The organism is Microbacterium sp. JZ70, from assembly GCF_053903225.1.
The window spans coordinates 1320944-1335755 of the sequence record NZ_CP096405.1; the positions used below are offsets into that span (position 1 = coordinate 1320944).

15 protein-coding genes are annotated in these 14812 nt (G+C 72.9%); 9 read left to right on the top strand and 6 right to left on the bottom strand.

Going from position 1 to position 14812, the window contains the following annotated elements; all coding sequences use genetic code 11:
* Positions 1–66: 66 nt before the first annotated feature.
* The 4 genes from M1D46_RS05935 (at position 67) to M1D46_RS05950 (ending at position 4466) form a co-directional block, all read left to right on the top strand.
* Positions 67–1341 (top strand): sensor histidine kinase, encoded by a 1275-nt coding sequence (locus M1D46_RS05935; protein ID WP_282980193.1) that lies wholly within the window; start codon positions 67–69, stop codon positions 1339–1341.
* Positions 1342–1464: 123 nt separating this feature from the next.
* Positions 1465–2100, top strand: coding sequence for a response regulator (locus M1D46_RS05940; protein WP_271174433.1), 636 nt, complete (start codon positions 1465–1467; stop codon positions 2098–2100).
* Positions 2101–2205: 105 nt separating this feature from the next.
* A complete protein-coding gene (locus tag M1D46_RS05945; RefSeq protein ID WP_456286925.1) occupies positions 2206–3003 on the top strand; it encodes an ABC transporter ATP-binding protein in 798 nt (265 codons plus the stop codon).
* Entirely contained in the window at positions 3000–4466 is a 1467-nt protein-coding gene (locus M1D46_RS05950; protein WP_456286926.1) for an FtsX-like permease family protein, read from the top strand. The genes M1D46_RS05945 and M1D46_RS05950 overlap by 4 nt, the downstream gene beginning before the upstream one ends.
* Before the next feature lie 7 nt (positions 4467–4473).
* Here M1D46_RS05950 and M1D46_RS05955 read toward each other — a convergent pair whose 3' ends face one another.
* Together M1D46_RS05955 and M1D46_RS05960 are read right to left on the bottom strand one after the other, a co-directional pair.
* Positions 4474–4974: a hypothetical protein gene (locus tag M1D46_RS05955; protein ID WP_271174438.1), complete on the bottom strand. Its 501-nt coding sequence runs from the start codon at positions 4972–4974 to the stop codon at positions 4474–4476.
* A gap of 37 nt (positions 4975–5011) precedes the next feature.
* Complete coding sequence (locus tag M1D46_RS05960) at positions 5012–5662, bottom strand: DNA-binding response regulator (protein WP_456286927.1); 651 nt, start codon at positions 5660–5662, stop codon at positions 5012–5014.
* A 201-nt stretch (positions 5663–5863) separates the two neighbouring features.
* Here M1D46_RS05960 and M1D46_RS05965 point away from each other — a divergent pair, with 201 nt between their 5' ends.
* Positions 5864–6697, top strand: coding sequence for an aldo/keto reductase (locus M1D46_RS05965; RefSeq protein WP_456286928.1), 834 nt, complete (start codon positions 5864–5866; stop codon positions 6695–6697).
* On the opposite strand, the gene M1D46_RS05970 is transcribed toward M1D46_RS05965, so the two are convergent.
* Positions 6681–7202, bottom strand: coding sequence for a GNAT family N-acetyltransferase (locus tag M1D46_RS05970; RefSeq protein ID WP_421074660.1), 522 nt, complete (start codon positions 7200–7202; stop codon positions 6681–6683). The genes M1D46_RS05965 and M1D46_RS05970 overlap by 17 nt on opposite strands.
* An 80-nt stretch (positions 7203–7282) precedes the next feature.
* Between M1D46_RS05970 and M1D46_RS05975 the strand changes: the two genes are divergently transcribed.
* Positions 7283–7915 carry a 2-phosphosulfolactate phosphatase gene (locus M1D46_RS05975; RefSeq protein WP_455968864.1) on the top strand — a complete coding sequence of 211 codons (633 nt, stop codon included), beginning with the start codon at positions 7283–7285 and terminating at the stop codon, positions 7913–7915.
* 335 nt (positions 7916–8250) lie between these two features.
* Here M1D46_RS05975 and M1D46_RS05980 read toward each other — a convergent pair whose 3' ends face one another.
* The gene (locus M1D46_RS05980) at positions 8251–9654 is read right to left on the bottom strand and encodes a cation:dicarboxylate symporter family transporter (RefSeq protein ID WP_282980209.1); all 1404 of its coding nucleotides are present in this window, start codon (positions 9652–9654) and stop codon (positions 8251–8253) included.
* A gap of 155 nt (positions 9655–9809) precedes the next feature.
* Here M1D46_RS05980 and M1D46_RS05985 point away from each other — a divergent pair, with 155 nt between their 5' ends.
* Both M1D46_RS05985 and M1D46_RS05990 read left to right on the top strand, forming a co-directional pair.
* Positions 9810–11501 carry a sensor histidine kinase gene (locus tag M1D46_RS05985; RefSeq protein ID WP_324012355.1) on the top strand — a complete coding sequence of 564 codons (1692 nt, stop codon included), beginning with the start codon at positions 9810–9812 and terminating at the stop codon, positions 11499–11501.
* Positions 11498–12187 (top strand): response regulator, encoded by a 690-nt coding sequence (locus M1D46_RS05990; protein WP_324012352.1) that lies wholly within the window; start codon positions 11498–11500, stop codon positions 12185–12187. The genes M1D46_RS05985 and M1D46_RS05990 overlap by 4 nt, the downstream gene beginning before the upstream one ends.
* Positions 12188–12201: 14 nt before the next feature.
* Here the strand turns inward: M1D46_RS05990 and M1D46_RS05995 are convergent, their stop codons facing one another.
* Entirely contained in the window at positions 12202–12690 is a 489-nt protein-coding gene (locus tag M1D46_RS05995; protein WP_271174452.1) for a SprT-like domain-containing protein, read from the bottom strand.
* Positions 12691–13481: 791 nt separating this feature from the next.
* Here M1D46_RS05995 and erm point away from each other — a divergent pair.
* Positions 13482–14249 carry a 23S ribosomal RNA methyltransferase Erm gene (gene erm, locus M1D46_RS06000; RefSeq protein WP_456286929.1) on the top strand — a complete coding sequence of 256 codons (768 nt, stop codon included), beginning with the start codon at positions 13482–13484 and terminating at the stop codon, positions 14247–14249.
* A 3-nt stretch (positions 14250–14252) separates the two neighbouring features.
* On the opposite strand, the gene M1D46_RS06005 is transcribed toward erm, so the two are convergent.
* Positions 14253–14780 (bottom strand): hypothetical protein, encoded by a 528-nt coding sequence (locus M1D46_RS06005; protein WP_271174454.1) that lies wholly within the window; start codon positions 14778–14780, stop codon positions 14253–14255.
* Positions 14781–14812 lie beyond the last annotated feature (32 nt).

A 14812-nucleotide genomic window follows, 5' to 3' on the forward strand; every position in this document is an offset into this window, starting at 1 on the left:
GCGACGGATGGCGGATACGCCGCACGGCGGATGCCGCGCCGCGCGCCGGCCCGTACCGTGGAGGGGATGGACGGCGCCGGAACGAGCACGAGCACGCCCCTGCGCACACGGTGGCGGGGGCTCTTCCGACGCGTATCGGCGGCGCAGTGGATCCTCGACGGCTTCACGGGCGCGTTCTTCCTCCTCTTCGCGGCCGTGCTGCTGCCGACCTACGACGACGGCTTCTCGTGGATCGGGGGCGCCGCGACGCTCGCGCTCATGACGACCGCGCTCATGCTGAGCCGCTGCGCACCGGCGCTGTCGCTCGCGGTCGCGTGGATCGGCGCGTTCGTGCAGATGGGCACGGGGCAGCAGCCGATGGCGGCGAACGTCGCGATCTTCGTCGTGCTCTTCGCGGTCGCCGCCTACGGATCGCGCGTCGTCTTCTGGGTGGGCTTCGCCTCGGCGTGCGCGGGGGCGCTCTGCGTCGCGCTGTACCTGTTCGTCTTCGGCCCCGCGATCGCGGGCATCGGCTACGTCGGATACGTCGGGGGAGCGAGCTCGCCGCTGCAGGCGGTGCTGTCGCTCATGCTCGTGTTCGGCGCGGCGCTCTTCAGCCTGCTTCTGGCCTGGACGCTCGGCGCCCTCTTCCGCGTCGTCATCCGAAACCGCGAGACGCGGCGCGCGCAGCTGCTCGCCGAGGAGCGGGCCACGGCGGAGGAGGAGCGCGGGCGCATCGCGCGCGACATGCACGACGTCGTCGCGCACTCGCTCGCGGTGGTCATCGCGCAGGCCGACGGCGCCCGGTACGCGGCCGCCGCGGACCCCGAGGCCGCGACCCAGGCGCTCGCGACGATCAGTCAGACGGCGCGCTCCGCGCTGTCGGATGTGCGGATGCTCCTGACCCAGCTGCGGCATCGGCAGGCCGAGGGGCCGCAGCCGACGATCGCCGACCTCGAGCAGCTCTACGCGCACGTGCGCGCCGCGGGCGTCGACCTCCGGGTGACGGTCGACCCCGCTCCGCCCGGCGAGCCGCCCGCGTCCGTGCAGCTCGCGGTCTACCGCATCCTGCAGGAGGCGACGACGAACGCGATGCGGCACGGCGACGGCGGGCCCGTGCACGTCCATCTCGCGTGGCTGCCGGGAAGCGTCGCGCTGTCGGTGCGCAACCGGAGGGTCTCGTCGGACACGCGTCCGGTGCCGGTCACGACGGCGCGGACGAAGGTGCTCCACGCTCCGCCCGTGCAGTCGGCGGGCCACGGGCTCATCGGCATGCGCGAGCGCGCCGAGCTCGTCGGCGGCCGGTTCGATGCCGGCCCGCAGGGCGCCGACTGGGTCGTGCAGGCGACGCTTCCCGTATGACCCGGCGGGCCCGGCGCGCCCCGGCGAGCATGTCTCGTTTCGTGCGGGTATGGCGCTGGGAAAGCCGGGGAAAGTGAGACACGTGCGGGTGCGTGAAAGAGTGGAGCGACGAAGGGGAGACGGATGATCAGGGTCGTGCTCGTGGATGACCAGGCGCTGTTCCGCGCCGGGATCCGGATGGTCGTGGCGTCGCAGCCCGACCTCGAGGTCGTCGGCGAGGCGGGCGACGGGCAGGAGGCGATCGCCGTCGTGCGGGCGACCCGTCCCGATGTCGTCCTCATGGACATCCGCATGCCCGTCATGGACGGCCTCGCCGCGACCTCGCACCTCCTCGCCGAGCCCGACCCGCCCAAGGTCGTCATGCTCACGACATTCGACCTCGACGAGGCCGCGGCGCGCGCGATCCGGGAAGGGGCGAGCGGCTTCCTGCTGAAGGACGCCGACCCCGAGTTCCTCCTTGCGGCGATCCGCACCGTCCATGCCGGGTCGTCGGTCATCGCGGCATCCGCGACACGGGAGCTCTTCGCGCACTTCGCGGAGGCACCGCGGCCGGCGCCGCCCGCGTTCGGCGAGCTGACCGACCGCGAGAAGGAGATCTTCGCGCTCGCCGCCCGCGGGCTCAGCAACGCCGAGATCGCCCAGCGCGAGTTCCTCAGCGAGGCGACCGTGAAGACGCACATCAGCCGCATCCTCACGAAGCTCGCCCTGCGCGACCGCGTGCAGCTCGTCGTCTTCGCGTTCGAGCACGGCCTGGCCTGAATGTCCGCGTCATCTCCTGAGGCGCGCGGGATCATCCTCGCGATGTAGCGGGATGAGCCGGGCGGGCGATGACCGCGACAGGGGTCGGTTCCTAGCGTCGTAGGCATGGAGATCACGACCACCGACATGGGGCTCGCCGCGCGCGTGCAGCAGCTCACCAAGCAGTACGGCGCCGGCGAGAACGGCGTCCGTGCTCTCGACGGCGTCAGCGTCGGCATCCGACGCGGCCAGTTCACCGCCATCATGGGGCCGTCCGGCTCGGGAAAGTCCACGCTCATGCACATCATGGCGGGGCTCGACGCGCCGTCGAGCGGACGCGTCTGGATCGGCGACACCGAGATCACGGGGATGCGCGACGAGGAGCTGACGATCCTCCGTCGGCGCCGCGTGGGATTCGTCTTCCAGGCGTTCAACCTCGTGCCGACGCTCGATGTGCAGGCCAACATCCAGCTCCCGTTCGACCTGGATGGCCGCAAGCCGTCGAGCGCCGAGCGCGCGCGCATCGACGGGCTCATCGAGACGCTCGGCCTCGCGCCGCGCCTGCGCCACAAGCCGCACGAGCTGAGCGGCGGGCAGCAGCAGCGCGTCGCGATCGCACGGGCGCTCGCGACGGCCCCCGACCTGCTCTTCGCCGACGAGCCCACCGGCAACCTCGACTCCCGCACGGGGCGCGAGGTGCTCGCCCTTCTTGCCGCCGCGAGCCGCGAGCACGGCCAGAGCATCGCGATGGTGACGCACGATCCGTTCGCCGCGAGCTACGCCGACCGCGTGCTCTTCCTCGGCGACGGCCGCATCGTCGCCGACAAGCCGCGGCAGACAGCCGAGCAGATCTCGGCGCACATGCTCGCGGCGGAGACGGCTCCCGCGACGTCGGCCATCCCCACGGCGGGAGCCGCGCGATGACCGCGGTCGCCGCGGCACCTGACCGGATGGCCGCTGTCCGGCCATCCGCTCGGCTCGCCTTCCTGCGCGAGCGCGGCATGGGCGCGAGCGTGCTCGTCGCTGCGCTGTCGGCGGCGTTCGGCGTGACCCTCGTGACGACGACCGGCTACATCGGCGCCGTCCTGCAGAACGACCCGTACATCGGCGACTCCGAGACGCTCGCGATCGTCGTCGCCATCCTCAGCGTGCTCCTCACCGCGGTCGCGATGTACGTCGCCGCGATCGTGACGGCCAACACGTTCTCGACGATCGTCGCGGGTCGCGTGCGCCGAATCGCCCTCATGCGCCTCATCGGCGCGTCCGCGCGCTCGCAGCGCTCCGAGGTCGGCCGCCAGGGCCTCGTCGTCGGCGCGATCGGCGCCCTCATCGGGCTCGCTGCGGGTGTGGGGCTCTCCTACGCGGGAACGGCGCTGGGCGATCGCCTGCTCGGCGTCGCAGGGCACGGCTACGTCGTCGCGCAGCCCGTGCTCGTGCTCCCCGCGGCCATCGTCGTGCTCACGACGTGGGCGGCGGCGTGGGTCGGCTCGCGTCGCGTGCTCACCGTCACGCCGCTCCAGGCGCTCGGCGGGTCCGTCGAGCGGACCCACGACGCGGTCTCGCAGCGCCCCGCGCGCAACGTGCTCGCGATCGTGCTCTTCGCGATCGGCGCCGTGCTCCTCGGGGTCGGCGTCGTGGGCGGGTTCGTGACGCCGCTCGGCGTCCTCCCGGCCTTCGCGGGCGGGCTCCTCTCGTTCACGGGACTCGTCCTCGGCGCGACGACGGTCATGCCTCCCGTGCTTCGGATGGTCGGGCGCTGGTTCGGCAGGTCGGCGACCGCGGTGCTCGCGTCCGAGAACGCGCTGCGTCATCCGGAGCGCTCGAGCCGCATGTCGATCGGCGTGGTCATGGGCGTGACGCTCGTGACGATGTTCGCCGTCGCGACCGAGACCGCCAAGGCGGTGCTCACGGCGAATGCGGGCGGCGAGCTCGACAGCGAGTTCTCGGTGATCATGGACACCTTCGCGAACATCATGATGGGGCTCGTCGCGGTGTCGGCCGTCATCGCGGCGGTCGGTCTCGTGAACCTCCTCACGATCGGCGTCGTGCAGCGGCGTCGCGAGCTCGGCCTGCTGCGCTCGCTCGGCCTCTCCGGGCGCCAGGTGCGCGCGATGGTGCTCCTCGAGGCGACGCACATCACGCTCGCCTCGCTCGTCACGGGCCTCGTGCTCGGGATCGCCTACGGATGGGCCGGGGCGCAGTCGCTGCTCGGGTCGGTGCCGGCGTACCCTGGCGGCCCGGCCGGCTCGCTCGTCCTGCCCGCTGTGCCGTGGGCGCCCGTGCTCGCGATCGTCGCCGCGATGGCCGTGCTCACCGTGGTCGCGGCGGTCACGCCGACGCGACTGGCCACGAGCATCGCACCCGTCGAGGCGCTGGCCGCCGACTGACGGGAGCTCAGCCGGCCTCGGCCGCGTCCGCCTCGGGATCGAACGCCCACGTGCGGGCGAGCTTCCGCAGGCGGACGCCGCGCACCTGCCACATGGCCCACAGCGGCAGCCAGAGCAGGGGAGCGGTCGGACCGCCGATCGTGAGCCGCTCGCGCCACAGCGTCCGGCCATCCGCCGTCGCCGAGACCGCCATCTGGTGGTCCCAGACGTCGAGCGACCCGAGGGGACCGGTGAGCGGCATCCCCACGTCGCGGAGGATTCGGACGGCGCCGCCCTCCTTCTCGCGGTCGACGGTCGCGATGAGCTGAGAGCCGAGCGGGATGGCCCCCGTGTCGAGCTGGACGGCCGCGTCCGACCCCGACTCCCACTGGAGCGGCATCGGATCGGCGCCGAGCGGCCGCATGCGCACGATCGGGCCGTAGAGCTCCGCGAGCACGGCGGGCGAGTGCAGCGCACGCCAGGCGGCGTCGGCGTCGCAGTCGAGGACGAGCTTCTGCAGGATCCGCATGCTCCAGTGTCGCACCACGGCGCCGCGGCGGCGGAGGCTAGACGAGTCCGAGTTCGCGGGCGCGCACGCCGGCCTGGAAGCGCGACTCCGCGCCGAGCGCCTCCATGAGCTCGGCCACGCGACGGCGGTAGGTGCGCACGCTGAGCCCGAGGGCGCGCGCGGCCGACTCGTCCTTCACACCCTGGCTGAGCAGGTCCAGCACCTGCGGGGCGAGCTCGCGGATCTCGGCGCTCGCCGCATCGTGCACATCGAGGTCGGTCGAAGCGCGCCACGCGGCCTCGAACAGCGACGTGACCCCCTGCACCGCGTCGCGCTGCGTGAGGATGCTGTAGCTGCGCACCCCGGCGCGCCGGTCTCCCGCGAGGATGGCCACGCGCCGGTCGAGGATGATCGTCTCGTTCACCTCGTCGGATGTCACGCGGATCGACACAGCGGGGTGGTGCCGGATCGCGGCCATCCGCTGCGCCCAGCCCGGGTCGAGGAGGGCGCCGCTGCGGAAGACCTTCCGCACCCTCGCATCGCGAGCCGGCTCGGGCATCGCGGCGGGACCATCCGCCTCCCAGCGCCAGCTCGCGAGCTCGTTGGCGGCGCACGTGATCTCGCGCGCGGTCGCGAACAGGTGGGCGGTCCGGCGCATCACCTCGGCCTCGCCGCGCACGACGGTCACGCTCTCGTCGGTCTGGGTCATGGTCGGCGTGCCCTCCATGCTCGTCAGCGGCCGCGTGCCGCAGCCTCTCGTGGCAACAACCTGCCACGGGAGCGGATTCCCGTCGCGGCCGTCGCACGCTGAGGGTATGACCGCACAGAATGACACCCTCGCCCCTCCGCAGCTCTCTCCGGCACCTGGCAGCTCGGCGACCGCACGGTCAACCGCCTCGGCTTCGGCGCGATGCGCCTGACCGGCATGCCATGGGACCCGAAGCCGCGCGACCGCTCCGACGCCATCGCGGTGCTGCGCCGCGCCGTCGAGCTCGGCGTGAACCACATCGACACGGCGGCCTTCTACTTCTTCGCGACGCGATCCGCCAACGAGCTGATCGCGACGGCGCTCCAGCCCTACGGCGACGAGCTCGTCCTCGCGACGAAGGTCGGAGCCTCCCGCAGCCGCGAGGGCGAGTTCGAGCCCTACGCGCGACCCGACCAGCTCCGCGCGCAGGTCGAGGAGAACATCCGCCAGCTGGGGGTCGAGCAGCTCGACCTCGTCAACCTGCGCTGGGGCGCCGGCCTGGGGAAGGAGGAGGGGTCCCTCGCCGACCACCTCGGCGCCCTCGTCGAGCTGCAGGGCGCGGGTCTGCTCCGCAGCATCGGCGTCTCGAACGTCACGGCCGGGCAGCTGCGCGAGGCCCTGGAGGTCGCGCCGGTCGTCTGCGTGCAGAACCGCTACGGGCTCGCCGACCGGGCGGACGACGACGTGCTCGAGCTCGCGCGCGAGCGCGGCATCGCGTTCGTCCCGTTCTTCGCGATGGGGGCGGCGGTGCCGGGCGCGCTGCCGGGCGGCGGCCACGACGACACCGGCGCTGCCGAGGTCGCGGCGGTCGCGGAGGCGCACGGGGCGACCCCCGCGCAGATCCGGCTCGCCTGGACGCTCCACCGCGCGCCGAACGTCCTCGCGATCCCGGGCACGGGCGACCTCGGGCACCTCGAGGAGAACGTCGCGGCCGGCGCCATCCGCCTCGCCGACGACGAGCTCGCGCTCCTCGACGGCGTCACCTCCGGGCGCTGACGTCCGATCCGGCGTCCCTGGCCATCCGCAGCTCGGGGAGCGGCGTGCCGTCGGCCGCGTCCTCGACGCGCTCGACGCCGTCGAGCGCGAAGCCGTGCTTCTCGTAGAAGCGGATGGCCCGGGCGTTGCCCGCGAGCACCCACAGGTAGGCGGGGCGATCGCCGATCGCCTCGCGGATCAGCGCGTCGGCGACGCCCGAGCCGTGGCGATCGGGGTCGAGGTAGAGCGCGTACAGCTCCCGCTCGGCGGGCGGCTCGGGATCGCGGGCCGGGCCCGACGACGCGAACCCGAGCACGCGCGCCCCCTCGAGCGCGATCCAGGTCGGATTGCGGTTCTGCCGGAGGATGCGCTCCCACCGCCGAGCTCGTGCGGGCACCGACAGACGCGAGAGCGTCTCGGCCGGCAGGAGGTGTGCGTAGGCGATGCGCCAGGTGCGGATGTGCACCTCCGCGAGCCCTCGGGCGTCGTCGGGTCGCGCTCGCCGGATCTCGATCGTCGTCTCCACCTCAGCACGATGCCGCATCCGGCCGCGCCCGCGCCAGGGGCTTGCGCCGAGCACTCGAGACGGTCGGGGAGAATCGAGGGATGGCCTCCGCGTTCGATCAGTCCTCGTATCAGGTGCGCTTCGACTGGGGAGTCGACGGGCTGCGGCGCCTCGCGCCCGCCGACGTCGTGATCGTGGTCGATGTCATCCGCTTCACCTCGAACGTCGCCGCCGCGGTCGCACGCGGCGAGCAGGTCGCGCTGGCCGACGCGCACGCCGTCTCGATCAACGGCGCCGCGGTCGCGCAGGCCGCCGCTGGGCTGGAGCACGCACCGGTCGTGCTCGCCGGTGCGCTGCGCAACGCGGCGGCCGTGGCCCGCGCCGTGCTCGCCGAGCAGGAGCGCCGCGGCGCCCGAACGAGCATCGCCGTCATCGCGGCGGGCGAGAGGGATGGCGCCGGGCTGCGGTTCGCGGTCGAGGACCAGCTCGGCGCGGGCGCCGTGATCGCCGCGCTGTCGGACCTCGGCATCGACCACTCCTCGCCCGAGGCCGTCGTGCCGGCCGAGTCGTTCCGGGCGCTCCGTCGCGCGGTGAAGCACCTGCTGACCGCGAGCGGCTCGGGCCGGGAGCTCGAGGGCGACCCACGGCACGCCGACGTGAAGCCCGCCGCGGCGATCGACGACCTCGACGTCGTGCCCGTGCTGCGGGACGGGGTGTTCACGGCCCTGGGCTGAGGGAGTGCGGCGCTGTTCAGGTCGCAGTTTCGGTCGATATTCGGCCGTTTGGGGACGGTTTTTGCGACCTGGGCGGGGTGGGTGGGGTTCGACGGCGCTCGGTTGTGGGGCTGGCCCAGTTCAGGTCGCGGTTTCGGCCGCTATTCGGCCGTTTGGGGACGGTTTTTGCGACCTGGCGGGTGGCGGGGTCGACCCCTGTTCAGGTCGCGGTTTCGGCCGCTATTGGGCCGTTTTGGGGGCGGTTTTTGCGACCTGGGCGGGGTGGGTGGCGCGGTGCCGCGCACGACGCGGCCCCGGCCATCCGACCGGGGCCGCGTCGCAGCGGATGAGCGGGACTACCGCCCGGCGCGCACCTCGTCGGTGCGGATCACGCGCGAGATGGGCGACGGGCCCTGGCCGTCCTCGGGGAGCTCCGGCAGCTTCGAGAAGTCGGGCTCGTCGTGGTCGTCGGTCATCGTCTCCTCGTCGAACGGCCGCTCGCCGCGGAGCACCTGGCGCGCCTGGTCGCGGTCGAACTCGCGCGTCCACGTCGCGATGACGATCGAGGCGACGGCGTTGCCCGTGAAGTTCGTGAGCGCGCGGGCCTCCGACATGAAGCGGTCGATTCCCGTGATGATGCCGACGCCGTCGACGAGGTCGGGGCGGTAGGTCTGCAGGCCGCCCGCGAGGGTGGCGAGCCCCGCGCCGGTGACGCCCGCGGCGCCCTTCGACGCGATGATCATGAAGACGAGCAGCCCGATCTGCTCCGAGATCGACAGCGGCGTGCCCATCGCGGTGGCGATGAACAGCGACGCCATCGTGAGGTAGATCGCGGTGCCGTCGAGGTTGAACGAGTAGCCGGTGGGCACCGTGATGCCCGCGACGGGCTTCGAGACGCCGAGGTGCTCCATCTTCGCGATGAGGCGGGGCAGGGCCGACTCCGACGACGACGTGCTCACGATGAGCAGGTACTCGCGGGCGAGGTACTTCATCACGGAGAAGATGTTGATGCGCGCGGTGAACCACAGCACGGCGGCGAGCACGACGCCGATGAAGAGGATGCACGTCACGTAGAAGCCGATCATCAGCGTCCCGAGCGCGAGCACGGCGCCCCATCCGGTCGAGCCGACGACGCCGGCGATCGCGCCGAAGGCGCCGATCGGGGCGACCCAGAGGATCATGGTCAGCACGCGGAAGACGACGGCCTGCACGAGGCGGATGCCCTCGAGGATGCGCTCGCCCTTGGCGCCGAGGCGCTGGATGGCGAAGCCGACGAGCAGCGAGACGAAGAGCACCTGCAGGACCGACTCGCCCGTGAGCGGCGAGAAGAGCGTCGCGGGGATGATGCCCATGAGGAAGTCGGTCGTCGACTCGGCCTCGCCCTCGACCTCGTAGCCCGGGTTGCTGAGCTGGAGCCCCTCGCCGGGGTGGATGAGGTTGCCGACCACGAGGCCGATGAACAGCGCGAAGGTCGACATCACGAGGAAGTAGCCGAGCGCGAGCCCGCCGACCTTGCCGACGGTCGCGGCCTTCGCGATGGAGCCGATGCCGAGCACGATCGTGCAGAAGATCACCGGCGCGATCATCATCTTGATGAGGCCGACGAAGGCCTTGCCGATCCAGGCGAGCGATGCGCCGAAGTCGGGCCAGATGAGTCCGACCGCGATGCCCGCGACCACGGCGATGATGACCGCGATGTAGAGCCAGTGCTGCTTGTCGATGCCGCGCCTGCGCTGCGCGGCCTGTGGCGTCGTCGCCATGGTGCGTCCTCTCCTTCGGGGCACCGGAGCCTCGGGTTCGCGGTCCGGCGTGCGGGGTTCATCCTGTTCCGGGGCGGATGGCCCGGACGACTTGCGTGCATAGTGTTCGCGTCGAGAGGCGGATGGCGAGGGCGCGCGGCCGACACAATGGGGGGATGGCACGACGAGGCGCCGGGATCGGCGCGCGCGGACGACGACGCAGCGTGGCGGCGTGGGTGCTCGGCGTGCAGACAGCCGTGCTGCTCGCCGGCGGGGCGATCGTGTTCGGCGTGCTCGCGTGGGACGCGCAGACCGCGGCGCACGCGGACGCCGAGGAGCGCTCGACGAGCCTCGTGCTCACCCTCGCGAGCGAGCCGACGGTGATCGAGGTCGTCTCCGCCGCTCACGAGCGCATCGGCGCCGACCCGGAGGGCGCCGTCGCGACGGCGTCGGCCGAGCTGCAGCCGTACGTCGAGCGGATCATCGCCGCGACGGGCGTCTCGTACGTGACGATCATGGACACCGATCGCACCCGCTACACGCACGCCGACCCCGCGCGGATCGGCGGCGCGTTCATCGGCACGATCGCGCCCGCCCTCGAGGGGGAGACGTTCACCGAGGTGTACTCCGGCACGCTCGGGCCCTCGGTGCGCGCGGTCGCTCCCGTCGCGGACGACGGCGAGATCGTCGGCCTCGTCTCGGCCGGCGTGACACTCGAGAACGTGACCGGGTCCATCCTGCTGCGTCTGCAGCTCGTCGGCCTCGCCACGCTCGCGGTCGTGGGGCTGGGAGCGCTCGCGACCATCCTGCTGTTCCGCCGCCTCTACCGCGTGACCGACGGCCGCGATCCCGACGAGCTCGCGCGGCTCTTCGCCGCGCACGAGGCGGTGCTCCACTCGCTCGAGGAGGGCCTGCTGCTCGTCGAGCGCCCGCGATCGGATGGCGCGGCGCGCGTCGTGCTCGCGAACGACCAGGCGGGCGTGCTGCTCGGGATCGCGGAGGAGCCGCCGTTCGCGGTCGACGACCCGGCCCTCCCGGCCGAGGTGCGCGACGTGCTCACCGGGCGAGACGGCGGAGCCGTCGTCCGGGTGGGTGCGCGCGAGCTCGTCGTCGACCGGTCGGAGATCGAGCTCGGCGGCCGTCGCGCGGAGATCCTCGCGCTCCGCGATCGCACGGAGCTGCGGCGGATGGCCGGCGAGCTGTCGTCAGTCAAGACGATCTCCGATGCGCTGCGCGCGCAGGCGCACGAGTTCGACAACCGCCTGCACGCGATCGCGTCGCTCATCGAGCTCGGGCGACCCGACGAGGCGCTCGCGTTCGCGGCGTCGGAGCGCGACCTCGGGCAGCGGCTGGCCGACCGCGTGCTGCACGCCGTGGATGAGCCGGTCATCGCGGCGCTCGTGCTCGGCAAGGTCGCGCAGGCGCATGAGCGGGCCGTGGAGATGCACTTCGAGACCCACCTCGCCCCGGGAACGCATGGCCTCCCGCCGGCCGACGTCGTGACCATCCTCGGCAACCTCATCGACAACGCGATCGAGGCGTCGGCGAGGCGGGCGGCACGCACGGGCGTCCGCGATGCCTGGGTGGAGGTGTATCTCGGCGAGACGGAGGACGATGCGCTCGTGTTCCAGGTGACCGACAGCGGAGACGGCGTCGCGGAGGACGACCGCGAGCGCATCTTCGAGCGCGGGTTCTCGACGAAGTCCGACGACGCGCAGGACCACGGCTACGGTCTCGCGCTCGCGCGTCAGGCCGCGCGCGGGCTGGGCGGCGACATCGAGGTCGCCGAGGCTCCGGGCGGGGGAGCCGTCTTCACGGCGACGCTGCCGCGGCCGGATGGCGCGGGGGCCGCGGGGGAGCGGTCATGACGCCGATCCGGGTCCTCGTCGTCGAGGACGACCCCCGCACGGCGCAGGCGCACGGCGCGTACCTGGCCCGCCTCGACGGATTCGCGCTCGTCGGGACCGCGCACACCGCGGCATCCGCGCGCCGGGCCATCCGCGATGCATACGCGACCGACGATCGCATCCATCTCGTGCTGCTCGACCTCAACCTGCCGGATGGCCACGGGCTCGAGCTGTGCCGCGAGCTGCGGGCGGCGGGGATCGCGATCGACGTCATCGCCGTCACGGCCGTGCGCGAGCTCGGCGCGGTGCGGCAGGCGGTCGCCGTCGGCGTCGTGCAGTACCTCATCAAGCCGTTCACGTTCGACGTGTTCGCGGCGAAGCTGCGGGCGTACCGCGAGTACTTCGAGCGGATGCGGTCGCCCGTGTCGGCGCTCAGCCAGCGCGAGGTGGACACCGCGTTCGCGGCGCTGCGGACGACGAACCTGCCCGGACTGCCGAAGGGCCTCTCTCAGGAGACGCTCGACGCGGTCACGGAGCTCATCGCGGCCGAGGGGCTCTCGGCATCCGAGGTGGCCGACGTGCTCGGACTGTCGCGGGTGACGGCGCGCCGGTACCTGGAGTTCCTCGCCGACGGGGGCGTCGTGGCGCGCTCGCCGCGTCACGGCGGCCGCGGGCGCCCCGAACTGGAGTACCGGCGCGTCGAGTGAGGAGGCCCCGGGTCTTACCGCGGCGTCATCGCGGCGACGCGGTCGGCGCGCGTGATCTCGCGGCGCTCCCACGTGAAGAGGAAGCGCCGGTCGAACGTCGGCGCGCACTTCACGCACGACGACGCCCGCGCCGGGCGCCGATGCCGGTACACCGTGTGGCCGCCCGGGCACGTGCCGACCCAGGGCGCGAGCTCGGTCGCCGTCTCGCCGTCGTGTGTCGTGCCGCCGACGTAGCCCAGGTCGCGGGCGATGCGCTTCCAGGCCTTGCCGTGCCCCGCGGCGCGCCCCGCGAGGGCGTGCGCGACCTCGTGCAGCAGGGTCTGGTGGTTCGTGTCGTCGTCGTACCGTGCGGCGAGGTAGCGCGAGACGGTGATCCGCTTGCGTGAGAAGTCGCACTGGCCGGCTCGGCGCTTGGCGTTGTCGAAGGCGAAGCTCCAGCTCTCGTCGAGGTGCTGGGCGATGAGGGCTTCGGCCCATCGGGTGACGCGCTGCAGATCCGACACGCTTCGAGGCTAAGCGCCCCCGCCGACAACGCGGCCCAGCGCTCGCCGCCGGGTGGGCGTGTGTCGCGCGCGGCCGGTGGGCGAGGGCGGGCTTCGCGGGGGGGCGTGGGGCGTGGGGCGTGTGGGCGAGGTGGGCGTGGGGCGTGGGCTTCCATGTCTCACTCGGCGCGGCCATCCGCCGGTCTTTCTGGTCCGCCGTGAGACACGCGTGGTTCGCCGGGGTCACCTGCCTCGGCACACGGCACGTCGTGTCTCACCTGGTGCGGGTATCCCGCGGCTTATCTCGACGAGGGTGAGACATGTGTCGTCGGCAGGGCCAGCGCGTCTCGATCAGTGCGGGTATCGGCCGGTCTTTCCCGCCGTGAGTGAGACACGCAACGCCCCCCAACCGCCCGTGTCTCACTTGGTGCGGGTATCCCGCGGCTTATCCCGCCAGAAGTGAGACACGCAACGCCCACCCAACCGCCCGTGTCTCGCCCGCTGCGGCTATCCGCCCGTCTTTCCCGCCGAAAGTGAGACACGCAAAGCCCCCACACCCCCCGTGTCTCACGCCCCACCGCCATCCGCCCGTCTTTCCCGCCCACAGCGAGACATGCATAGACTGGGGCGCATGGGGACTCTGTGCAGCGCGCTGACGGCGTGCGTCTACGTCCGCGACCGCCGCGCCTGACGGCGCGTTCGCAGGTCGACCTTCTCCGCGCCGTCGTTCCGGATGCCATCGCGCCCGGACGCGCGTCCTCGCTCACGCCCGACGTGCCCGGGCGCTCCGAATCCTTCCCTGGAGCGCTCGCATGCGACCCCGATCCATCCATGGCGGACGCCATGAACTCGGACAGAACTTCCTCATCCACCAGCCCACCATCGACCGGCTCGTCGCGCTCGTCGCCGACACCACCGGTTCGGTGCTCGAGATCGGCGCGGGAGACGGCGCCCTCACCCGCCGCCTTGCGACGCTGCCGCGTGACCTCACGGCGCTCGAGATCGACGAGACGCGGGTGCGCGGGCTCCGCCGACGCCTGCCGGGCGTGCGGATCGTCCGCGCCGACGCGCTCGGCTATCCGCTCGACGCCGACGTCGTCGTGGGCAACCTGCCGTTCCACCTGACGACGCCCCTGCTGCGTCACCTCCTCGCCGCGCGGCGCTGGACCGACGCCGTGCTCCTCACTCAGTGGGAGGTCGCGCGCAAGCGGGCGGGCGTCGGCGGCGCGACCCTCATGACGGCGCAGGCCGCGCCGTGGTTCGCCTTCGCGCTGCACGGGCGCGTTCCGGCGCGCGGCTTCCGCCCGGTGCCCGGCGTCGACGGCGGCATCCTGACGATCTCGCGCCGGCCGACCCCGCTCGTCCCGACCCGGGAGCGGCGCGGCTACGAGCGCTTCGTGCGCTCCGCCTTCACCGGCCAGGGGCGGGGGATGGCCGAGATCCTGCGCCGCGCGACGGGTGCGGATGGCCGCAGCGCGCGCCGTGCGCTCGCGGCGTGCGGCATCGACGCGGCGCGTCTCCCGCGCGATCTCCAGCCCGAGGACTGGGCGGCGCTGTGGCGGGAGGTGTCGCGGCGGTAGCCGTCAGCTCGCGACGGCGGAGCGGGGGCGACGGCGCTCGGCGGCCTCGATCGCCGACATCGTCGCCTCGAGCTGCTGCTCGGGGGCGCCCATCTCCTGGCGCAGGAAGAGCACGCGCTTGAAGTCCTGGCGGGCGCCCTCGAAGTCACCCGCGTCGAAGCGCGTCTTGCCGCGGTGCTGGAGCGCGAAGGCGGCGATGCCCGCCCACTCCTGGCCCTCGGCCTCCTCGATGCAGGTCGACAGCTCGTACTCGGCGGCCGCGTACGCGCCGCGGAACTGCTGCACCGTCGCGTGCAGCACGCGGGCGCGCAGGAGGTCCTTGCGGGTTCCGGCCATCCGCGCGACGCGGACGGCCTGCTCCGAGATCGAGAGGGCCTCGTCGAGCTCGCCGAGCACCTTCAGCAGCCACACCCGCTCGAGCAGAGCGGGGAGGCTCCGCTGCGGGCCGATCTCCGCGAGGCGCTCGCGGCACTCGGCGGGGTCGACGACCTCACGAAGGGTCTCCGGATCGTATCCGTGGATGTAGCTCAATTCCCACTCCCTTCCGCGCAGTCGCCTGTCCA